This is a genomic window from Paraglaciecola sp. L1A13, assembly GCF_009796745.1.
In the GTDB taxonomy this organism is placed as follows: domain Bacteria; phylum Pseudomonadota; class Gammaproteobacteria; order Enterobacterales; family Alteromonadaceae; genus Paraglaciecola.
In genome coordinates this window covers 2,090,836-2,114,019 of record NZ_CP047024.1, presented here as the reverse complement: position 1 = coordinate 2,114,019, position 23,184 = coordinate 2,090,836, and the positions used below count along the sequence as shown (strand labels likewise).

20 protein-coding genes and 1 riboswitch are annotated in these 23,184 nt (G+C 43.5%); of the genes, 4 read left to right on the top strand and 16 right to left on the bottom strand.

The features are described 5' to 3' along the window. Positions 1-720: 720 nt before the first annotated feature. Positions 721-2,280: an ATP-binding protein gene (locus GQR89_RS08825; RefSeq protein ID WP_158769704.1), complete on the top strand. Its 1,560-nt coding sequence runs from the start codon at positions 721-723 to the stop codon at positions 2,278-2,280. A 293-nt stretch (positions 2,281-2,573) separates the two neighbouring features. Here the strand turns inward: GQR89_RS08825 and GQR89_RS08820 are convergent, their stop codons facing one another. The 8 genes from GQR89_RS08820 to thiC all read right to left on the bottom strand — a co-directional run bounded on the left by GQR89_RS08820 (position 2,574) and on the right by thiC (position 12,038). Next, entirely contained in the window at positions 2,574-2,951 is a 378-nt protein-coding gene (locus tag GQR89_RS08820; protein ID WP_158769703.1) for a VOC family protein, read from the bottom strand. Positions 2,952-3,483: 532 nt separating this feature from the next. Beyond that, complete coding sequence (locus GQR89_RS08815) at positions 3,484-4,926, bottom strand: GGDEF domain-containing protein (protein ID WP_158769702.1); 1,443 nt, start codon at positions 4,924-4,926, stop codon at positions 3,484-3,486. 231 nt (positions 4,927-5,157) lie between these two features. Continuing rightward, complete coding sequence (locus GQR89_RS08810) at positions 5,158-6,393, bottom strand: HesA/MoeB/ThiF family protein (RefSeq protein WP_158769701.1); 1,236 nt, start codon at positions 6,391-6,393, stop codon at positions 5,158-5,160. Next, entirely contained in the window at positions 6,390-8,006 is a 1,617-nt protein-coding gene (thiE, locus tag GQR89_RS08805) for a thiamine phosphate synthase (RefSeq protein WP_158769700.1), read from the bottom strand. Before thiE ends, GQR89_RS08810 begins: the two co-directional genes overlap by 4 nt. After that, positions 8,007-8,810 (bottom strand): thiazole synthase, encoded by an 804-nt coding sequence (locus GQR89_RS08800; RefSeq protein WP_158769699.1) that lies wholly within the window; start codon positions 8,808-8,810, stop codon positions 8,007-8,009. A gap of 2 nt (positions 8,811-8,812) precedes the next feature. Next, positions 8,813-9,010 carry a sulfur carrier protein ThiS gene (gene thiS, locus GQR89_RS08795; RefSeq protein ID WP_158769698.1) on the bottom strand — a complete coding sequence of 66 codons (198 nt, stop codon included), beginning with the start codon at positions 9,008-9,010 and terminating at the stop codon, positions 8,813-8,815. Further along, positions 9,004-10,152, bottom strand: coding sequence for a glycine oxidase ThiO (thiO, locus tag GQR89_RS08790; protein ID WP_255455692.1), 1,149 nt, complete (start codon positions 10,150-10,152; stop codon positions 9,004-9,006). The genes thiS and thiO overlap by 7 nt, the downstream gene beginning before the upstream one ends. A 5-nt stretch (positions 10,153-10,157) precedes the next feature. Next, positions 10,158-12,038 carry a phosphomethylpyrimidine synthase ThiC gene (gene thiC, locus GQR89_RS08785; protein ID WP_158769697.1) on the bottom strand — a complete coding sequence of 627 codons (1,881 nt, stop codon included), beginning with the start codon at positions 12,036-12,038 and terminating at the stop codon, positions 10,158-10,160. Positions 12,039-12,098: 60 nt separating this feature from the next. Then, positions 12,099-12,199: riboswitch (TPP riboswitch) on the bottom strand. Between the two features lie 608 nt (positions 12,200-12,807). Here thiC and GQR89_RS08780 point away from each other — a divergent pair. Beyond that, positions 12,808-13,077, top strand: a complete 270-nt coding sequence (locus GQR89_RS08780; RefSeq protein ID WP_158769696.1) for an RNA-binding protein — start codon at positions 12,808-12,810, stop codon at positions 13,075-13,077. Between the two features lie 112 nt (positions 13,078-13,189). Here GQR89_RS08780 and GQR89_RS08775 read toward each other — a convergent pair whose 3' ends face one another. The 8 genes from GQR89_RS08775 to thrS form a co-directional block, all read right to left on the bottom strand. Next, complete coding sequence (locus tag GQR89_RS08775) at positions 13,190-13,540, bottom strand: IS3 family transposase (protein ID WP_158769695.1); 351 nt, start codon at positions 13,538-13,540, stop codon at positions 13,190-13,192. A gap of 742 nt (positions 13,541-14,282) precedes the next feature. Further along, positions 14,283-14,579: an integration host factor subunit alpha gene (locus GQR89_RS08770; protein ID WP_158769694.1), complete on the bottom strand. Its 297-nt coding sequence runs from the start codon at positions 14,577-14,579 to the stop codon at positions 14,283-14,285. Between the two features lie 5 nt (positions 14,580-14,584). Then, positions 14,585-16,972, bottom strand: coding sequence for a phenylalanine--tRNA ligase subunit beta (gene pheT, locus GQR89_RS08765; protein WP_158769693.1), 2,388 nt, complete (start codon positions 16,970-16,972; stop codon positions 14,585-14,587). A gap of 12 nt (positions 16,973-16,984) precedes the next feature. Next, positions 16,985-17,965, bottom strand: a complete 981-nt coding sequence (gene pheS, locus GQR89_RS08760) for a phenylalanine--tRNA ligase subunit alpha (protein WP_158769692.1) — start codon at positions 17,963-17,965, stop codon at positions 16,985-16,987. A 358-nt stretch (positions 17,966-18,323) separates the two neighbouring features. Then, the gene (gene rplT / locus GQR89_RS08755; RefSeq protein WP_007105570.1) at positions 18,324-18,680 is read right to left on the bottom strand and encodes a 50S ribosomal protein L20; all 357 of its coding nucleotides are present in this window, start codon (positions 18,678-18,680) and stop codon (positions 18,324-18,326) included. Positions 18,681-18,695: 15 nt separating this feature from the next. Continuing rightward, a complete protein-coding gene (gene rpmI / locus GQR89_RS08750; RefSeq protein WP_007105571.1) occupies positions 18,696-18,893 on the bottom strand; it encodes a 50S ribosomal protein L35 in 198 nt (65 codons plus the stop codon). 116 nt (positions 18,894-19,009) lie between these two features. Next, positions 19,010-19,537 (bottom strand): translation initiation factor IF-3, encoded by a 528-nt coding sequence (gene infC / locus GQR89_RS08745; RefSeq protein WP_158772201.1) that lies wholly within the window; start codon positions 19,535-19,537, stop codon positions 19,010-19,012. Between the two features lie 35 nt (positions 19,538-19,572). Continuing rightward, positions 19,573-21,489, bottom strand: coding sequence for a threonine--tRNA ligase (thrS, locus tag GQR89_RS08740; RefSeq protein WP_158769691.1), 1,917 nt, complete (start codon positions 21,487-21,489; stop codon positions 19,573-19,575). 202 nt (positions 21,490-21,691) lie between these two features. Here thrS and GQR89_RS08735 point away from each other — a divergent pair, with 202 nt between their 5' ends. Both GQR89_RS08735 and GQR89_RS08730 read left to right on the top strand, forming a co-directional pair. After that, a complete protein-coding gene (locus GQR89_RS08735) occupies positions 21,692-22,312 on the top strand; it encodes an START domain-containing protein (protein ID WP_233269127.1) in 621 nt (206 codons plus the stop codon). 124 nt (positions 22,313-22,436) lie between these two features. Then, positions 22,437-23,180: a pteridine reductase gene (locus GQR89_RS08730; protein WP_158769689.1), complete on the top strand. Its 744-nt coding sequence runs from the start codon at positions 22,437-22,439 to the stop codon at positions 23,178-23,180. Positions 23,181-23,184 lie beyond the last annotated feature (4 nt).

Here is a 23,184-nt window from a genome sequence, read left to right as displayed (position 1 = left end):
AACAGCGTTCCGTAAGGCGTTAAAAAAGGCAGTTGGCGAAGCTAGCGTTTTGAAGCGGGTTATATCACACACCTTTCGCCATAGTTTCGCAACGTGATTGATTTAAAGAGGGCTTGACGTCAGAGTAGTGCAAGAATTATTGGGGCATTATGATATAAAAACCACTCAGAGTTATACCTACGTGTTGGGTAAGCATAAATCTGGCGCGATAAGCCCGATGGACGTGTGCTGAAATATTACCTGTAGTAGAACTCTTATCCTGCCACTCTATTCAAGTGTCCGCTATCGCTTTTTCTTATCGCAATAACTAACGAAAGTTCAATTACAGGTATTGGCACGAAAAGGACGAGTATTAATACTGTTCTGGTTAAGTGATGATTATTCGATCTAAGTAAAAATTTTAGATCTCAAGATGCTTATCCTCGCGCTTTAGACTCTACCTTTATATGGCTTTTACCTGATTAATAATCCGATACGCCAATGTCAGATTACGACTTAAGTATATGCAAACAATAAGTGGACATTATTATAATATTAACCGCAATTGATAGAAGTAAGTGATTGTCCCTTTTGAACCGACAAAAATCCGCCAGCAAACATACTAACGAAACGATTAGCTTGCTTAAGCCTGTAGCCTATTTCTTTGCTTTTCTCTATTTTATACTGACGTTGGCACATTTTTTTATTCTGCAAGCACCCTTTAAGTGGGTTTTGTGTTCAATGACATTATTAACCGCGACAATAAATTTTGCAGTAGCACTTAGCACACCTAAGATTTCACCTACCCGGCAAAGCTTGATTATTCTATTACTATTGATGTTGGCAAGCGCAAACAGCTTTCTACATTTATGGTTGTCTGCAGCCCCTGAACAAACCACCAATATATTCGTGACGATTATCGCATCTGGCATAGTATTGTCGAACCGCCCACATTGGGTAGCGTCAATACTGTTCAATTGGATTGGATGGATAGCCATCAGCGTCAAACTTGAAATGGCATTAATCCAACACTTTTTCTTTGCTATGGCAATGAGCACCTTACTTAGTTGGTTTGCCCACCTAGCGCGAAAAAAACTCGTAGAAAAACAACTTGAGCTTGAGCTTGAGAGAGACCTTGCGTTACAACATGAGCATGAAGCAAAGGCCGCAACTGAAGCAAAAAGCGCATTTTTGGCCAACATGAGTCACGAAATTCGAACACCAATGAACGGCGTCATTGGTATGATCGGGCTGATATCCCAAACAAAGTTAGATACAGAACAAAAAGATTTCATTGCCACCGCCAAGCGCAGTGCCGAGTCACTATTGATTATTATCAACGACATTCTAGATTTTTCGAAGATAGAGGTTGGCGAACTAACGATCGAATTAGTGGAGTTTGATGTTAAACAGTTTTTTGCGGAATTGATCCATGATCAGCATTTTCAAGCAAATAATAAGGGCTTGAAACTTGAACTTCTGAAGGGCCACGTATTGCAAACAAAAGTAGTAGGCGATCCTTACCGAATCACCCAAATTATGAATAATCTTTTGTCCAATGCAATCAAGTTTACAGGATCAGGCAATATTGTGGTGCGCTACGATTTGATGGCAATCGGCGATGATTTGCGCTTAAGCGTGCAGGTGACCGACACTGGCATGGGTGTCAGTGAATCGGCATTACCTTTTCTTTTCGACTCATTCTCTCAAGCTGACACGTCGACAACGAGAAAGTTTGGCGGCACTGGCCTTGGACTGTCCATCACTAAGCAGCTTTGTGAGTTAATGGACGGAGACATAACCGTAAAAAGTATAGTAGGAAAAGGTTCAACCTTCGAATTCTCAGTAATGCTTGCTGCCCCCACCGAAACTCTGACGGTACAAGAAAAACCTGATATACCTCTGTCTTTTACCAATCTACGCATTCTCTTAGTTGAAGATAATTTCATCAATCAAGAGGTGATGCTTGCCATCCTAAAAGGGTTGGAAGTGACTGTCTTTGTTGCAGATGATGGGCTTGAGGCGCTTTCGTTGCTCTCATGCTCTCAGACAACACCATTTGACCTGATACTCATGGATTGTCAGATGCCGAATATGGATGGCTACGAGGCAACGCGCCGCATACGAGCAGGCGATGCTGGAAAAATATTTGAATCTGTTCCCATTGCCGCACTTACTGCCAACGTTATGGACAGCGAGCGGATAAAGTGCCTTGACGCAGGCATGAACGAATATCTCACCAAACCAATCGACATCGACGCGTTAAAGTCGGTGCTGGTGAAATATCAGCCAACAAACTAGATTAGCTTTGCTCGCTGAGTACATCAAACATTAGCCAGAATCTATTCTGAGGTCTATCTGTGCAATTTATCAATTAACAATTAATAGAGATTAACCTGACTTTTGTATTTAATGAAGGTAGCTATACACGGGAATTCAATCTAGAAATTTTGTCACGTCAACGGCTTTTAGCGTTATTTACGGTAGGTAAACTAACGACAACCATGACCCGCGCTAACATTGATCACCCAGATAAAAAAAAGGCGTAGCATCATAGGTGTTACGCTTTTTTTCAAGCTTACTTAAGTATTCATTTATTGCTGGGAATGTAGACCAAACATATTGCCTTCAGTATCTGTTACAAGTGTGCAAAAACCGTACTCACCGAGCGGCATTTTCGTGCTTACAATTTCTCCTCCGGCGGCGGCAACGCGGCTTTCTTCAGTGGCGCAGTTTTCACAATTAAAATACACCAACGAGCTATTGCCACCTGCTGAAAAGCCATCCATCTTCACTAGCGCGCCGGATGAACCGTAATTTTCCATATCACAGGGGAATATCCACATTTGGGCATGCCCCTCAGTAGGATCACTCAATGCCTCTAAGGCCACCCCTAATACCGTTTCATAAAACGCTTTCGCTCGTGGCATTTCATCCACGTAAATTTCAAACCATCCCACTGGATTACTCATAGTTTATCCTCTTAAAATCACCAAATTTGCGTAATAAGTTTTGGCCGTACATGGGCATTTATCAAGCGCATTTAACAGAAATATTATTGAATAAATAATCTTAGCTAACTCACTTGCGTAACCCACGGACATTACCCCTTTACTGGCTTGTTTACTGGGTATGCCGGGCTGGCAATACAGCGTTATTGGTTCGTTTTCATCAGGTCTAATGGACAATTTTTAGAATGTCACTTTTTTAGGGGGCACGGCTACAGTAATCCACGCATTCGATACGCTGAGATCAAATTTATTGAGCCGCTATAAAATCAGCTAGATAATTTGCTCATTAAAAAATGCTAAGTGAGTGCATTTTATGGGGCTCGAGAATTTAATCAATTCTGCATAATAATGAGGTTGGGGATTATTATTGCGTTACTTTTGGCGAATATGCGTGTACCGGGCTCGGGACACTGCTTAAAATGAGGCGGACATTTTTACTGTTGCTATATGATTGCTTTTTACAGCATGCACATTGTCGTAGGGTCAATCGATATTAGAACACGACACAATCACGTCCCGACCGCTTGGCTTTAAATAACGCGTCATCTGCTCTGGTTAACGGTTGACTGGGAAGCGTGTCATCTTTTTGGTAAGAGGAAATACCAATACTAATCGTGACCGCGATTTCCAAACCATTGACTTCAATGGTGGAATCTTTGATGGTCTGGCGAATACGTTCACCGATCAGAGCCGCAGCATGCAAAGACGTTTCTGGCAGTACTAATATGAATTCTTCACCGCCGTAACGCCCGGCTAAATCATAGGGTCGCAAGCTATTTTTGACTTGTTTTGCAATATCAATAAGCACAGCGTCGCCCGCCAAATGACCATATGTATCGTTGATAGATTTAAAATTGTCTACGTCGAGCATCATGACACTTAGCCAATTTTGTGTTCGTTGCGATTTCACACATTCAAGTTCAAAAAATTCCATCACTTTGCGGCGATTTAGCATACCCGTTAAACCATCAACATTGGCCTGCGATGCGAGTGTGATATTCTGCTCAGACAACTTTTGATTGGCCGCCAGTAACACGCGGTTAAAATATAATACAACTTGGTACCCCAAAAAGGCCATTGCCAACATCGCTACGATTAGCACAAACAAGGGATATATCGTGCCATCAACGGCATTGGTAATAAGCTCAGAGATGTTTGGATCATATATTAGCTGCTTGGCTGCCTCGGCTTGTTTAACACTGAACATGCGGGCAATGACAACGTACCCTACAAGCACAAACAATAAAGCAGATACCGCCACAGTAATACTTTTTCGGCTAATCGTAAAAACGGCTTCTTTGTTTTTTAATGGTTGCAACCAAGCTTGCACATAAGGTCCTGAAAAAAATAATAATGGTAAAACAAATAATAGCGAATGAAGCCACTCTCCCAACCACCAGCCTTGCCATACGGTAAAGGTCTGATTGATGCCAATTTGATTAGTGTAAGTCCAGATAAAAGAACCGGTGGAGCCGGCCAATGACGCCAATAGTGAGATCAGGGCAAAGCCAACGGCAGAGTTAACATCTCGCACATCAGTGCGAAGCTGAGATACGCGATAAAACAGAGAGTACATCACTAATCCTAACGGATTAGAAAATGCAAAAACCAACGCCCAACTTAGCGGCATGCCCCCTAATAAAGCCACCGTGAAACTGGACAAATAAGCCAAAATAGCGGCCCAGAAATAACCGTACCAGAGTACAAGGGGGATACAGATTAAGGTTGGAATATAGGTTGTCATGTGCAACGTCAGTCCAAATACGTTGAGATTGATACCCGTCCATTCCAGATACCAGGTAAGCGCACCAGATGGAATGGTAATGACACATATTACTAGCCATAACAACACCGCATTGCGAGGCAGGCCAGGCTGAAATAGATATTTAATAGGCTTAAAAGGCAACGGGGGATTGGCAAGTTTACCAATTGACACCGTTTCGTCGTCGCTTGTATGGCCTTGTTTCGTTGAGTCTTTCAGTATCTTTCATCTAATAATTTGGGCACAAATACTTTAGCAAATAACATCGCATTAACCCAGCGAAACGAGGCTGTTCGGCCATTTTTACCTCGCTAAACATTCCATGGTAGTAGCTATTTAAAAATGGAATCGAGGTAAATCTGTAACACTAACGAGCATATATTTACTCAATCTATTAGGGCTATATTAAACGCTTGGATCGGATATGAACGTTTCAAGCAAATGTGCATAATCTGACGGATAGTCCATAAGTAACGTCCCTAACCCTCCTTTTAAACAATAAACGTCAAGATAACCCGCCGTCCTCAACGCTTCGCAGGCTTTTTTACTGCGTATGCCTAATTGGCAATACAAAAATATTGGCCGGTTTTTATCAGAGCAGATAGCAAAGACCAATTGTGAAAAATCCGCACATAGACTGATGCAGTGACCACCGATATTGAATCCTCGATGTTCAGCCTCACTTCTCACATCAAGCAACAACGCCGTTTCAGTCTCGCTAAGCTGACGCAAAAACTTATCAGGGTTTAACTCCCCGGCCTTTGTTACTTTCATCTGAGACACAGCCGCTACAATTTGCTTTGGCTTAACCTTTACATCAGCATGCAAAAGCCCTGTAACACTGTGTTGAAATGGTTTTGCATACGGTTGAAAATCAATACGTTTACTTGGGCATGTTACAGGTTGGCTGCACAAGCATTGACTACTTTTGATAAGCGAAATAGAACGAAACTCATTGCGTTCCCCGTCAAACAACTGCAATTTACCCACAGAAGCGTGTTCGCGCCCTAGCAAATAATGCACGCAATTATTTGCCTGCAAGATCCCCATTAAACCTGCCGTAGTACATAGTACACCCGCGGCGTTACAGTCGGGCACATTTTGAGGGAGCACTGGAAATACACAACGAAAACACGCGGTATTCGGCGAGAAAAGCGCCGTCTGGCCCCTTAGTCCTAATACACTGGCGTATATCCAAGGCGTTCGATGCGTTATGCAAGCATCGTTAATCAGCAATCGGGCGGGAAAGTTATCCGTGCAATCAAGCACGATATCCGCATCCATTACCAGGTTATCCACATTGACTTGAGTGACATTTGCGTCAACGGCTTCGACTGTAATATACGGGTTATTTGCCGCTAAGCGATGCGCAGCAACACGCGATTTTGACTGACCAATGTCGTCGTACCCAAACAAAACTTGGCGGTGTAAATTAGTTTGCGCAATGGTATCCCCATCCACTAACGTAATATGCCCAACACCCGCAGCACCTAAATACATAGCGACAGGGCAACCCAAGCCCCCCGCGCCGATGAGTAACACTCGGGCATTTTTTAAACGCTGTTGGCCGTTTACGCCCACATCATTCAATTGTATATGGCGTTGGTATTGTTGCCATTCACCCGCATTGAATATACTCATGAGCGCACAATACTCAGTAGCTTTTGCGTCGCGCTAATAGGATCTTTTGCTTGAGTAATGTGGCTTATCATCGCGATCCCCGACACACCCAATTCATGAATTAGCGCGGCGCTTTGATGATCAATACCGCCAATGGCCACAAGTGGATAATCCAACAAATTCTGCCAGTATTCTAACCCTTTTAGGCCCTGTGGCACCCATGGCATATCTTTACTGGTGGTCGCAAATACTGGTCCGTAGGCGATATAAGACGGCCGAAATCCAACAGCTGTAGCGACTTCAAAATGACAATGAGTGCTAATACCCAGACGTAACCCAGCACGATGGATTTGCTCAATTTGATTTACGTTGTGGGTAGTCGCTAGCGCCAAGTCTTCTTGGCCCAAATGCACTCCATATGCGCCGTGCTTAATAGCCAACTGCCAATAGTCATTAATAAATAATCGACACTGAAAGCGTTTGGCAATACACACTGCTAAAGATATTTCGTCTTCAAGCGCTTGCCCGGTCAAATCCTTAATTCTTAGCTGAATAGTGCTCACTCCCAAGGGCAACAACGCTTCAAGCCACGCCGCGCGATCAACAATAGGATACAAGCCCAAAGGTGTGTCCCCAATATTAGGAAATGGCTGAGATATTTGATATTGGTTGGCGTATAAGGAAGAGCCAGCTGGTTGCTGAGCTTCGGAAAGTAGAATAGGTAAGCTTGTTTGTGTATCAGGAAAACCCCCTACGTTAACCGGACCTTTTTCTGTGTCAATTTCATAGCCTCGTTCAAAGCCGTTTTCCCAAGCACTTTCAATACCTTTTTCAATGCTTAGCCCTTTTGCATCTTGCAAGCCTTGCGTAATCACCATTTTTCCAATCACTAACGCATCTTTTAGGCAGTAACCAAGGGCCAAACAACTGACGATGGCTGACGCTAAGGCACAGCCGGTACCACGGGTGTGCAGCGTTGTTACTCGGGCGCTTTTGAGCCAAAATTGTTCACGGGCAATATAAAAATAATCGGCTACGGATTGTCTATCATGTGTTGCGTGCCCGCCTTTTATCAACACTGCCTTTGCACCTTTGGCGACAATTACGATAGCAGCTTTTTTAATATCCGACGGGCTATTAATTGAAAATCCAGCGAGCTTTTCTGCTTCTGGAATATTAGGCGTAATTAAGGTGCAGTGGGATAGTAATATATCGCTTATGTCCTCGTTGCTATGGCCACCATCAGTCCCTAGGGTTCCACCGCTGGTTGCATGAGTGACAGGGTCAAAAATAAGCGGGATCCCAAGGGTTTGTTGAGTATGCGCAATCATGTGCGCTTGCTCTTTATTTGCGATTAAACCGGTCTTTATTGCCTTAGGGGAAAACACCGACAACGCACTTAGCTGTGCATGAATCATGTCACATGCAACTGCTTGTACTGCTAAAATTTGTTGGTTATTTTGCGCAGTAATAGCGGTAATCACGCTAAGGCAATGTACGCCAAGAGCGTGCTGTACTTTTACGTCCATTTGCATACCCGCAAGGCCCGCACTGTCGCTACCGGAAAAGGTTAATACCGTTGGCTTACTCACCTTAGTATATGGATGACTAACGTCAGCTAAGCTGCTTATCATCTATCGCCCCTCATGTGTTGAAAGCGCTTGATGCCAAAAAGGCGTACCTAACACTGGCGTGCTGGGTTTCGCTAAATCCCGTTGTTGCATCATCCCTGCCTCAAAACCAGAACGACCCGCAACAATCGCGTCACGAAACGCACTGGCCATAAGAATAGGATCACTCGCCTCGGCAACCGCTGTATTTAATAACACGCCATCAAAGCCCATTTCCATGGCTTGTGCCGCATGAGACGGCACACCGAGTCCGGCATCAACAATCAAAATAGTATCAGGTAATCTTGCTCGAAGTGTTTTTAGGGCATAGGGATTCATCAAGCCCCTGCCCGTGCCGATTGGTGCTCCCCAGGGCATAACTATTTTGCAACCCGCTGTCACTAAGCGCTCAGCGAGCACAAGATCATCTGTAGCATAAGGGAACACTTGAAAGCCCTGAGAAATTAATTCTTTGGTTGCCTCTAGCAGCGCAAATGGATCAGGCTGTAGATTGTACTCATCTCCTAGTACCTCAAGCTTTATCCAATTCGTCGCAAATAACTCTCGGGCCATATTAGCGGTATTAATGGCATCTTTGACGCTGTAGCAGCCTGCGGTATTGGGTAATACATGGCAGTTCAAGCGTTCAATATGCTGCCAAAATTCATTGCCGCCTTTATGTTCAGGTGATTGACGACGAAGTGATACGGTCACCACCTCGGAAGCTGCTGCCTTGATAGCTTGGCTCATAATGTAAGGCGACGGGTACAAAGACGAGCCAATTAAAAACCGACTTTTAAGCATCACATCATCAAGTTGCCAACTCATGATTAACCTCCTTGCATGGGCGTGAATGCATCAAGGGTGTCTTGATCCCTTAACAGGACATTTTCGTGCTCTGCTTTGGGCACAAACTGACCATTCACCGCTACCGCGCATAGGTCTGGGGCATTTAACTCAATTAATGCCTTTTGTAATGCAGCGTTTTTAACCTCATAGGGTTCACCGTTAAATAGTATGGTTAACATCTAACCTCCTGTATTAGCTTACTAAAGGGCGATTTATAATCCGTATTAAACAGCCGTTCACAGGCCTGTTCGGCGATGATAGGCGCCAATAAATAGCCATGGCGAAATAGTCCATTTATGCGCATGATCTGCTGATCACAGATGATTTTAGGTAGGTTATCGCTAAACGCCGGGCGGCAATTCGTCGCCAGTTTAACGATTTGAGCTTCACCAAAGCCGGGGTCGATTGAGTAAGCAGCCGACAACAGCTCAAGAGCGGAGCGCACGCTGAGTGGTCCGTTATCTTCGCTTTCAATTTGACTAGCCCCAATCACAAAATGATGGTCCCTGCGCGGCGCAATATACAACTTGTACCTCGGGTGCATCAGTCTAACAGCGTGTTTAAGCTCGACTTGCGGTGCATGCAAAGTGATCACCTCACCGCGCACTCCGCGCAAACCTTGCACGTCTCGCTTTGCACCTAGACCTCGGCAATCTATGACGTGATCAAACATCTGTTTACCCGATGCCAAGCATACGGCTGCGCCTAACCGCTGATCAGCTTGAATACAATGTTCAATATGACTAACCGCACAGTTTTCCTGCCATTTAACGTCTGCATTTAGCAAATATTCATTAAACGCCAACATTACCTGCGCGCTATCTAACCAGGCTTCATTGGGTAAATGCAGGCCATGGTTAAAGCGGGTAGCTAATTGCGGAACAAGTTGACTTAGGGCAGCTTGATTCAATAACTGCATGTGCTGCCCCATTTCATCACGGTAACGGTCCGGTAGTTTCGTTTTTACCTGCTGATGAAAACGCTGAAAGTCCGCCTGATCTTGTTGATGTGCGACGACCACCGTGCCACTAGAAAATAGCGCAACCGGCGTGTTTCTCTGCTTAGATAAACTTTCGGTCACCGCAGGCCAGCGTGTTAATGACGCTAGCCCCATGTGAAACACGCTATGTTCGGCACTTTCTAGTTCGCTATAGGGTGACAGCATCCCTGCCGCGGTGTAAGCCGCTGCCCCTCCAACGTGCATTGGGTCTTTATCATACAGGGTGATTGCCACTGCTGACTTAGCGTAATTCAATAATTGCCACGCCAGCATGCGGCCCATGATCCCTGCCCCAACTATCGCAATGCGTTTTACTGTCACTGACGCTATTCCGTTTGAGCAACGTAAATTTGCGCGCCTGAGGCGGTAAACTCAGCTGACTTTTGCGCCATACCGGCCTCAATTTCAGCATTTTTAAGATCAGCTGAATACTCCCGTACTTCTTGAGATATTTTCATTGAGCAGAATTTTGGCCCGCACATAGAACAGAAATGCGCCACTTTGGCGGAATCTTTAGGCAGAGTTTCGTCATGAAATTCTCGCGCTGTGTCTGGATCTAATCCTAAGTTAAATTGGTCAACCCAACGAAACTCAAATCGTGCCTTGGACAGCAAATCATCACGATAACGTGCGCCCGGATGACCTTTAGCAATATCCGCAGCGTGGGCAGCAATTTTATAAGCCATGATCCCTTGTTTCACATCGTCGCGATTTGGTAAGCCCAAATGTTCTTTGGGCGTCACGTAACACAGCATCGCACAACCGTACCAACCGATAATGGCTGCACCGATGCCACTGGTAATATGGTCGTATCCCGGCGCAATATCCGTTGTCAGTGGGCCGAGTGTGTAAAATGGCGCTTCATGGCAATGTTCGAGCTGCATGTCCATGTTCTCTTTGATCATGTGCATGGGTACATGACCCGGGCCTTCGATCATCGTTTGCACGTCATGCTTCCAAGCAATGGTTGTCAGTTCACCCAAGGTGATCAGTTCAGCAAACTGCGCTTCATCGTTGGCGTCGGCAAGCGAGCCTGGGCGCAGACCATCCCCAAGGGAGAAGCTCACATCGTAGGCTTTCATGATTTGGCAGATATCATCGAAATGGGTATACAGGAAGTTTTCTTGATGATGCGCAATACACCACTTCGCCATGATGGACCCGCCTCGCGAGACGATACCCGTGACTCTGTCTACCGTCATTGGAATATGATGCAAACGCACCCCAGCATGAATAGTGAAGTAATCTACGCCTTGCTCAGCCTGCTCAATCAAGGTGTCGCGAAACACCTCCCATGTGAGGTCTTCTGCTACACCTTTTACTTTTTCTAACGCTTGATAAATAGGCACTGTGCCAACCGGTACCGGTGAGTTACGCACGATGTAATCACGGGTCGAGTGAATGTTTTTGCCCGTTGATAAATCCATAATGGTATCGCCGCCCCAGCGAATCGACCAAACTAGTTTTTCAACCTCCTCTTCGATAGACGAGCGCAGAGCTGAGTTGCCAATGTTGCCGTTAATTTTTACTAAGAAGTTGCGCCCAATTATCATCGGCTCAAGCTCGGTATGATTGATATTAGCCGGAATAATCGCTCTACCTTCGGCGACTTCTTTACGCACAAATTCAGGTGTAATAGGCTGTAAATTGGCCCCAAGTGAATTGCCTTTTAGGCGCTGATTACGTTCTGGCGTAGTGAATTCATTGTTCAATGCTTCGCGGGCTTGATTTTCACGTACGGCGATGTATTCCATCTCCTTGGTGATAATACCTTGGCGGGCATAGTGCATTTGCGTCACGTTTTTGCCGGGTAAAGACCGTCTTGGCGTACGCTGCAGCTCATCGTTGTAATACTGAAAGGCGCGTTCTTCATTGAAGTGCCCGTTGTCCTGAGGCAATACTTCCCGACCTTGGTACTGCTCAGTGTCGTTTCGGGCTAATACCCACTGGCTGCGCACATCCCCAATCCCCTTGTTCACGTCAATATCGACGGTTTCATCGGTATAAGGACCAGAGGTATCATAAAGGGTAACAGCGGTGCCATCGGTCAAACTGATTTCACGCATAGGCACACGGACCTCAGGATCATTAGGCGATGTTACATATACTTTTTTACTGGCTGGAAGAGGGGTGCGTGTAATTTTTTGCTCTTCAGATATGACATCAACGTGAATCGATGCCTCACTGGAAGAAAGGATAGTGTTCATTTTGTTTTCCTTGAAAAAAATACAGGCGCGCGGAAAACGAAAACAAACATCCCAAAAAAAGAGAGATGTGCTGCTCATTCCTACGCCGATACTAGTCGGATCAGGTTCTACGGGTTTGTATTGCTACATCTCAGCCAAAGGAGGCGCCCCGAGAGCGAATGCGGATATTAAGTCAACAAATTTGAAAATACTAGCCCCTTTTTTTACCTGACTTATTCATTAATTGCTGTGCATAACAAACCTTAAATTCATTCTAAACCTGCCTACACCCCGATTTCGTTTTCTACGAAAATAAGAGTAATCATAAAAATACAAAATAGATTGAAATGAAGCAATAAAAGCGCAAAAGATATAAATAACACCGCTAAAATACGGTAAAATACGGTAAAATACGGTAAAATACGGTAAAATACGGTAAAATACGGTAAAATTAATTTTAAAGAAAACAAAAAAACAGATCACGTTAACAACATTTAGCGACAAGTTTTATTATCAAGAATATAAAATTCTAGCCTTTATTTATTGCGCATAGAGGAATTAAATAGCATGGTTATCTCACTACCTGTGGTTAAATTTTTTGAAAAAAATTGCTTAATCCTTAAAGATGGCATGAGTGCTCGGAGTTGGAATAGCCGTTTTAGCAAAATAAAACGATCTCTCGGGCGTTCATCACGTTCTAGCGCATAAGTACTTTGGCACAATTAACACATACGGATGCAGCTGAAAGGCTGTTACCATATAGGCATTATATTTTTTGAAAGGCACTACTATGAAATTATTGATCCGCAACCTTGATAGAGCGACCACTGAAGACGAACTACGCACTTTATTTGAAGGCTATGGTGTTGTGCAGTCATGCACTATCGTACAAGACCCTGCCACTAAAAGCTCAAAGGGCTTTGGCTTTGTTGAAATGCCAAAAATTGGCGATGCAAAAGCCGCGACTATTAACTTAAACAGCCATACCTTAGGCGCAAATAAAATTCGCGTTAAAAAAGCCGACGAAAAAGTTGAAAACAAAGATAAACCAAGCGAATAAATATTCGCTACAAATTACGCTCCGTTCGCCATAAAAACCGCTTAATTGAAGTGAGCCCATAAAGTTGGGCTCATTTCTAAGCTGCTATCAAAGCCTGATTTTGACATTGAATCTAACGCAGGCCTTTTAGTTTCAGTTTTAAACGTTTGTTATGGTAATAATCAATGTACTCTTTGATGTTTTCAATGAGTTCATCAGCATTTTTAAATTCTGCATTATGGTACATTTCTGTTTTCAGTATACCGAAGAAGTATTCAGCCACTGCGTTATCCAAGCAGTTTCCTTTTCTCGACATGCTCTGAGGTAATCCATTATTTTTTAAGTGCTGTTGATACGGCCTGTTTCGATATTGCCAACCTTGGTCAGAATGAACAACCGGCTTGCCGAGTTTTGCAGTAGCGTTTATCAGCATGTCTGTTACGGGTGATAACTTGAAGAATTTACGTACCTCATAACTTATCACTTCTCCATTAAAAATGGTCGATGATAGGTGATAAGTAGCCCTTCTGGTCACCGACCTTAAATTCGGTCACAGCAATGACCCAGGTTTGATTTGGCTTATCAGCGGTAAACCTTTTTTGTACTAAGTCAGGTGCTATTTTGCCTGCCTCGCCTTTGTGAGATTTGTACCGTTTGCGCCCTACCTTTTATTTCGGCACAAGCTAGTCCTTTGCCGCTGGTAACTTCGAACGGCCAACCGTGTAGGTTCATAGTCGTCAATACGTTGCGTTTAAAGCTTGCGCTAAACGGACACTCAGCTTAAAGAAGAATATCTAAATCGTGCAGCGAATAAACCGATGATCAAGAGCCAATTTGACTTATGGAACTACAAATCAACGGCTAAGCTTTCTCGAACTGACTTGATGAGCAGACTTCGCTAGTGTTAGCTTAAATGCTTGTGATATTTGGAGATAAAAAGAGCCCCAGTAATTGGAATGTCTAACTGTTTGGGGTCACTTTATCGTATATCATAAGTTTTTAAATGCCCATTATTTAAACGCTAATCATCGATATCGCCTAGGCCGTATTCGTCAAATAAGCGTTTATTCGATATTTACCGTCGTGACAAGCACTACTCATTAATACCTACACTCGAATGAAATGGGCACATAATAAAAGTAATTTTGTTCAAGACTAAATTGCAGACACAAAAAATCCGCTGACTCGTAAATAGTCAGCGGATTAATTATCAAAAACCAGCCTAATTATTCGGTAGGTTCAGTATTCTCAACGCGGCTCTTAAGTTTTTGCCCCGGTCGAAACGTTACTACACGTCTTGCCTTAATGGGGATATCTTCGCCCGTTTTAGGATTACGCCCAGGTCTTTCACTCTTGAGTCGTAAATCAAAGTTACCAAAACCAGATAGCTTAACTTGCTCACCTGATTCTAATGCCTCGCGGACCTCTTCGAAAAATGCTTCAACAAGATCCTTGGCATCTCTCTTGTTCATGCCTAGCTTTTCAAATAAATGTTCCGCCATTTCGGCTTTGGTTAACGCCATATCCGTCAATCCCTCAATGTAGCCCCAAATTGCTCTGACAACTTAGCCAGAATACCATCGACCGCGGCTTGAATTTCTGCTTCTTCAAGCGTTCTAGTCATATCTTGTAAAGTCAATGAAATTGCCAAACTCTTAAATCCTGGCTCGATGCCTTTACCCTGATAGATGTCGAACAAGTTTAGGCCAACTAATTGATTTGCGCCAAATTTTTGGATGCAATCTAATATTTCACCAACAACTTTATCATCGTCTACTACGATTGCAATGTCACGTCGATTTGCAGGAAATTTTGAAATTTCTTTCGCTTCAGGTAGTTTTTTATCCCCAAAACCTGCAATTTCCAATTCAAAAACAAATACACGGCCATTTAAGCCCAGTAATTTTTCGAACTTAGGATGAACGGCCCCGAGTAAACCAATGAGGGTATCACCACGAAAAATAGCCGCACTTTGCCCAGGATGCAATGCACTGTGCTCGGTCGTTTCAAAACGAAATGTTTCGATAGGTGCTACTTGGCTCAGCAATACTTCAACATCAGCTTTAGCATCGAAAAAATCGACTTGCTTGTCAGTTCGATCCCAATGCGCTTCATGTACGTTACCAGCAATCACGCCAGAAAAAACTAATTCTTGACGAACGCCCATTTTTTCAGTGGTATCCGGTATAAACCGTAAACCTGACTCAAATAATCGAACGCGACTTTGCTGACGTTTCTGGTTGTAAGACACAGCTTGTAGTAAACCAGTCCATTGGCTAACACGCATTGCTGACATATCCGCAGATATAGGGTGCGGTAGCACGATTGCATCAATCTCAGGATACAACTTACTCTGTACTTTAGGATCAACAAACGAATAAGTGATCGCTTCTTGGTATTCTCGGTTGATTAATGTGAGTTTTAATTCATTTACATCAAGCGCTTGCTCTTTACGGGCAGACATACGCAATTCAGCATTGGGTGCCAAATTAGGAATATTGTTATAACCATAAACGCGAGCAATTTCTTCGATCAAGTCTTCTTCGATTGAAATATCAAAGCGATAAGCAGGCACACTCACTTGCCATTGACCATTTGATTCATCGGTCGAAAGCCCCAAACGATCTAAAATATCAACAACAACATTTGCTTCAATCTCGATACCTAAAACGCGCGCAAGACGTTCAGCTCGTAGCACTACATCTTTAACCGGTGGGATGAATTCATCATCCATAGCTTCTATAACAGGCCCTGCTTCGCCGCCGACAATATCAAGTAACAATGCGGTTGCTCTTTCCATCGCTTGCCGTTGCATTTGCGGGTCAACACCTCGCTCATAGCGATGAGAAGCGTCAGTATGTAAGCCATATTGTCGGGCCTTACCCATAATCGCATCTGGTGCAAAGAAAGCGCTTTCTAGAAAGATATTTTTACTTTTTGAGGTCACGCCTGAATCTAATCCACCAAATATGCCTGCAATGGCCAAGGCTTTATTTTGATCCGCGATAACTAACGTATTGCTATTTAATTTCACTTTCGCTTCATCTAGCAAAACAAGCTCTTCGTCTTGATTTGCCATACGCACAGCTATATCACCAGTTAACGTATCATTATCAAACGCGTGCATAGGGTGACCAAGTTCAAGCAAAACAAAATTAGTGATATCCACTACAGCATCGATACTGCGCACACCACTTCGACGAAGCTTCTCTTGTAGCCACAACGGAGACGTTGCACTTACATCAATGTTCTTTATCACTCTGCCTAGGTAACGTGGACAGGCTTGAGGAGCCTCTAATGTTATCGCTCTAGTATCATCAATGGTCGCGACCACATCTGGATAAACAGGCATATCAACATTACTTTTATTTAACACGCCAACTTCGCGGGCTAAACCACGCATGCCCAAACAATCAGCGCGATTTGGCGTTAAATCTACTTCGATCGTAACGTCATTTAGATGTAAATATTCGCGAATATCTTCACCAATCGGAGCGTCGGTTGGTAATTCTAAAATTCCATCGTGATCGTCAGAAATACCCAACTCAGAGAAGCTACACAACATGCCAAAGGAAGGCTGGCCACGTAACTTTGCTTTTTTAATTTTAAAGTTGCCTGGTAGGACTGCCCCAACTTTAGCCACGGCAACTTTGATCCCCTGGCGACAATTCGGTGCGCCACAGACAATATCGAGTAGCTCATCTTCACCGACATTGATTTTGGTTACTTGCAGTTTATCTGCATCAGGGTGTTGACCGCATTCGACGACTTCGCCGATAACCACACCACTAAAATCGCCAGCAACGGGTTCAACCCCATCAACTTCAAGGCCAGCCATGGTAATCTGTTCTGCAAGTTGCTCAGTTGAGATGTCAGGATTCACCCACTCTCGAAGCCATTTTTCACTGAATTTCATACTATCTTGCCCTTACTTAAACTGCTTAAGAAAACGAAGATCGTTTTCGAAAAATGCTCGTAAATCATTTACGCCATAACGCAACATGGTGAGACGTTCTACCCCCATACCAAATGCAAAGCCGGTGTAAACTTCAGGATCAATGTTTACCGCACGTAATACATTCGGATGCACCATTCCACAACCGAGTACTTCAAGCCACTTACCATTTTTACCCATTACATCAACTTCAGCGGAAGGCTCAGTGAACGGAAAATAAGACGGGCGAAAACGCACTTGTAAATCAGCTTCAAAGAAGTTGTTCAAAAAATCGTGAAGTATCCCTTTCAATTGCGTAAAACTAACGTTTTTATCTACCATCAAACCTTCAACCTGATGGAACATAGGTGTGTGGGTTTGATCATAATCATTACGGTAAACGCGGCCTGGAGAAATAATACGTAACGGTGGTTGCTCTGCTTCCATAGTACGTATTTGAACACCAGAAGTTTGCGTTCTTAGCATCACGTCAGGATTAAAATAAAAGGTGTCATGATCAGCTCGTGCCGGATGATTAGCCGGAATATTCAACGCATCAAAGTTGTGAAAGCCATCTTCAATTTCAGGGCCGGTTTTAACGTTAAAACCCAACTCGGCAAAAAAGCTTTCAATACGGTTGATGGTGCGCGTAACCGGATGCAAACCACCTAATTCAGTTGTGCGGCCAGGCAGCGAAACATCAATTGATTCAGCAGCCAATTTGCTGTTCATCTCTTGCTCGCGTAGCAATTCGCCTCTTAGGTGGATCATTTGTTGAATTTGCTGCTTGGCTAAATTTATTTTTTGGCCCGCTGCTGGGCGCTCTTCATTAGACAGTTTCCCCAAGCCTTTGAGTAATTCAGTCATGCGGCCTTTCTTGCCCATGAAGTCAACGCGAACCGCATCAAGCGTGCTTGCATCTTGAGCGACGTTGATTTGCGTTTCTGCCTCTTTGATTATGGCATCAAGATCCATAGTTTCCTCGAATTGGGTTAAATATTGGAGTCACTCACCACCGATCGGAAAAGCATGGCCGGACGTTTAAAAAGAACCCGCAATTCTACACGAAAGCGACTACGTCAGGCTAGATGAAATTATTGGAAAGTACGGATATTAAACGCTTTTATTCGAGATATTCATGGTAGAACCTGAAGTTTTCGACAAAGATGGCGCAGAAGATTGACATGGCTCCCATGTAAACTGTGACAACTTACAGAAGGTTAGTAAAATTGTAGATTGGGATATTAGAATCTGAGAAAAATTTTAGACAAAAAAAACGGCGAGCTTCCCGCTCGCCGTTCTTCGAAAGAACTTAAACTTAATTGTTAATTAATTAAGCTAATGCACCTTTAGCGGCATTTACTAATGCGCTAAATGCGTTTTTGTCATGTACTGCGATGTCAGCCAAAATCTTACGATCGATTTCAACAGACGCCTTCTTAAGACCGTTAATGAAACGGCTGTAAGACATACCATTTTGACGAGCCGCAGCATTGATACGGGCAATCCACAATTGACGGAATTGACGTTTCTTTTGACGACGGTCACGGTAAGCATATTGACCAGCTTTCGTTACTGCCTGAACAGCAACGCGATAAACTCGACTACGAGCTCCGTAATAACCTTTGGCTTGCTTTAGTACCTTTTTATGACGGGCACGTGCAACAACACCACGTTTTACTCTTGCCATTTTTTAACTCCTCTCTTAAACGTAAGGTAACATGCGTTGAATCAACGCTGTGTCAGCTACATGGACCAATTTCTTGCCACGAAGGTGACGTTTACGCTTAGAGCTCTTTTTAGTCAAAATATGACGCAAGTGAGACTGCTTGCTTTTGAAACGACCTGAAGCGGTTTTTCTAAAACGCTTGGCAGCTCCACGGTTTGTTTTCATTTTAGGCATTGCTAAAACTCCGCATTGTTAATGACTAAACTGCTTTGCAGAACAGTAAGTCGTAGTTACATAGTGTGTAATAAGGTGAGCAAGGGTGCAGTGCCCTGTCTACTTGTAGACCTTAATTACTTCTTAATTGGGGCGAGCACCATGATCATCTGACGGCCTTCAACCCTATTAGGGAAGGACTCGCAGTTAGCAATGTCTTCTAAATCGGTTTTAACACGATTAAGAAGAGCAATACCGATCTCTTGATGAGCCATTTCACGACCGCGGAAGCGTATCGTTACTTTAGCCTTATCACCACCGTCTAGAAAGCGACGCAGGTTGCGCAGTTTTACCTGGTAATCGCCTTCATCAGTGCCAGGGCGAAATTTAATCTCCTTGACCTGAATTTGCTTTTGTTTCTTTTTCTGCTCTTTCTGAGCTTTACTCTTTTCGAAGATGAATTTTCCGTAATCCATTACCTTACATACAGGCGGCTCAGCATTAGGGCTAATTTCAACCAAATCTAAACTATTTTGCTCAGCCAATTCGAGAGCTTCAGTGATTGATACAACGCCAATCTGCTCTCCATCCTTTCCAACCAAACGAACTTCATTTAATGTAATTTCTTCGTTAATTCGAGCTTTACCCGAATCTTTAGCCTTAATGTTAGCGCCTTTAATATGTTATTCCTCCACGAAATTTACTGAATTTGTTTGTTTTTGATCTGTTCACAAGCCAATTCAATGAAAGCATCGACAGACATCTTACCTAGATCATCGCCTTTGCGTGAACGTACTGCTATTTCACCAGCTTCTATTTCTTTATCACCGACAACAAGCAAATACGGGACACGCCTAAGCGTGTGCTCGCGGATTTTAAAGCCTATCTTCTCATTTCTCAAGTCTGACTTGGCTCTAAATCCATTTTCTTTTAGTTTTTTGACTACTTTTTGCGCATATTCACTCTGATTGTCAGTAATATTCATAACAACCGCCTGTGTCGGCGCTAACCAAAGTGGGAATGAACCCGCATACTCTTCAGTTAAAATTCCAATAAAACGCTCAAGTGAACCCAAAATAGCTCGGTGAATCATCACCGGGACTTTACGTTCACCATTTTCGGCAACATAAGTTGAACCTAAACGCTCTGGCATTGAAAAATCGAGCTGTACAGTACCACATTGCCACGCGCGATCTAAGCAATCATGCAAAGTAAATTCAATTTTGGGTCCGTAGAACGCACCTTCGCCTGGCTGATAGTCAAACTCAACGTTGTTGGCTTTAAGTGCTTCAGCTAACGCAGCTTCCGATTTGTCCCAAATCGCGTCTGATCCAACACGCTTTTCAGGTCGAGTAGATAACTTAACCACAATTTTCTCAAAACCGAATGTACGATACGTTTCGTACACCATTTTAATACAACCACTCACTTCAGCAAGAATTTGCTCTTCAGTACAGAAAATATGCGCATCATCTTGCGTGAAACCACGTACACGCATTAAACCATGCAATGCGCCTGATGGCTCATTGCGATGGCAACACCCAAATTCAGCCATACGCAAAGGTAAATCACGGTAAGACTTCAATCCTTGATTGAAAATTTGCACGTGACCAGGGCAGTTCATTGGTTTAATAGCATATTCACGCTTTTCTGATTCAGTGGTGAACATATTCTCAGCGTATTTTTCCCAATGGCCTGATTTTTCCCACAACGAGCGATCCATCATTAATGGGCCTTTCACCTCATCGTAGTCATAATCCCCTAACCGCTCTCGCATAAATTTTTCAAGTTGGGTGTAAATAGTCCAACCGTCGTTATGCCAAAATACCATGCCCGGGGCTTCTTCTTGCCAATGAAATAAATCTAACGCTTTACCTATTTTACGGTGATCGCGCTTCTCTGCTTCTTCTAAGCGATTCAAATACGCTTTAAGTTGTTTTTTGTCAGCCCATGCGGTGCCATAAATACGTTGCAACATTTTGTTGTCGCTATTACCACGCCAATAAGCCCCTGCCACTTTCATTAATTTGAAATGCTGACAGAAACGCATGTTAGGCACATGAGGACCACGACACATATCAATGTACTCATCATGATGATACAAAGCTGGGGTCGCATCTTTCGGGATGTTTTCATCTAGAATTTGCAGCTTATAACCTTCGCCACGCGCTTCGAAGGTATCGCGTGCCTCTTGCCAACTAACGACTTTTTTCACTACTTCATAATTAGTTTTTGCCAATTCAAGCATGCGTTTTTCTAGTTTGACTAGGTCGTCGTCGTTTAGCGAATGCTCCATATCGATATCATAATAAAAACCGTTATCAATCGTAGGACCAATTGCCATTTTTACATCCGGCCATAACTGTTTAATGGCGTGACCGATTAAATGCGCACATGAATGGCGAATAATTTCTAAACCATCATCGTCTTTAGCTGTGATAATTTGTAGCTTCGCATCTTGTTCAATCAGGTCACAAGCATCAACACGAACACCGTCTACTTTACCAGCGATGGTCGCTTTGGCTAAACCAGGGCCAATATCATTTGCTACATCTAGTACTGAAACAGCGTTATCGAATTGGCGTTGACTGCCGTCTGGGAGTGTAATAATGGGCATAATAATCCTTGAGCAGTGGTGACACCTACCAAGCGCCACATGCAAAGTCTGTTTTGCGAGTAACTCGCAGGCATAAAATAAAAAGACACCTCTAACGGGTGCCGTGATTCATGTTCTGTTACCATCAGAACAGCGCTACATTATAACGAAAATTGTACAAACTATGCAATCGCCATTCAAATACTATCTATCCGGGTTACGCATGTGCCTATTTTGTTTTTTTGCCCAGCCCTGGGTACTACAAGCTCAGAGTCTAGAACTTGCATCAACATGGAATTTAGCATCCGCATCAAAGAATGTGACTGTATACCAACGTGAAACTCAAAATAATCAACTCGCAGTTCGTGGTATTGCTCAATTGCATTCGACCACAAAGGCTTTTTTACAACTGTTAGATGATACTAAGCGCGCCCCACTGTGGATAGCTAATTGTCGAGAAGTCACTATTCTCTCCTCAGACAAAAATAATATTCGTATAGTGCACAGTAAATTTGATGCGCCTTGGCCCATAAAAGACAGAGATATGGTGACAAAATCAGTCAGTTATTATCAACATAACATTCTATTTATCGACATTATTGATGTGGGTGAGCAATATCCACAGACTGAGGGCTATGTGCGCATGCAACAAGTGAACGGACAATGGAAACTATTTCTGGCAGCAAATGGATTATTGACTATCGAATATACTGGGCGTGCTGATCCCGCAGGTAAGATCCCTACCTGGTTAGCAAATCGAACGCTAATATCGTCAGTACGTGAGACCTTTGAAAATATCGTGCAACAATTGGATAATATCACCGAGCCTAGCTCAGATTTGTGATGGCTTGCATTGGATAGCTAATATTATCATGAAGATTGTAAAATAACCGTGAGTCGACATAATCCTAATTTCTCGACGTTACGTATCAACAATAACCGCTTAATACCAAATTATATGGACCCTTATGTCAGCTAAAGTTGCATTTATCACAGGTAGCGCCAAGCGTATTGGTGCCGCCACTGCTTCCCACTTACATAATGCAGGTTTCAATATTGTCTTGCATTGCCATCACTCCGTCGAAGACGCAGAAGCCTTATTGGCGACCTTTAATAGAAAACGCGAGAACTCCGCTCGATTGGTCATTGCTAATTTATGTGCCACCGAAACTTTAGGACAATTGGCTGAGCAGGTTATGAATGCTTTTGGTCGTATCGATGTATTAGTAAACAATGCTTCATCATTTTACCCCACCCCAATAGGGGGAATCACCCTAGACAATTGGCAAGATTTATTTGGTAGTAATGTTCAGGCGCCCTTATTTTTAGCTCAGCACTTCGCTCCTGCCTTAAGCACTAGCCGAGGCGTGATCATTAATATGGTTGACATACATGCTGATAGGCCATTAAAACATCATACAGTTTACAGTATGGCAAAAGCAGCACTTGTCACCATGACAAAGTCCTTAGCCATCGAATTGGCACCTAACGTTCGAGTCAACGGTGTTGCCCCTGGGGCGATTTTATGGCCAGAACAAGTATTATCTGAACAAGATAAACATCAGGTTTTGAGTCAAATCCCCGCCAAATCATTAGGCCAACCTGATGATATCGCCCAAGCAATACATTATCTATGTGAAGCGAGATACGTCACGGGACAAATCATCACCGTGGATGGCGGACGCAGTGTTGTGTCGAGTCATAAAGTATAGTGGC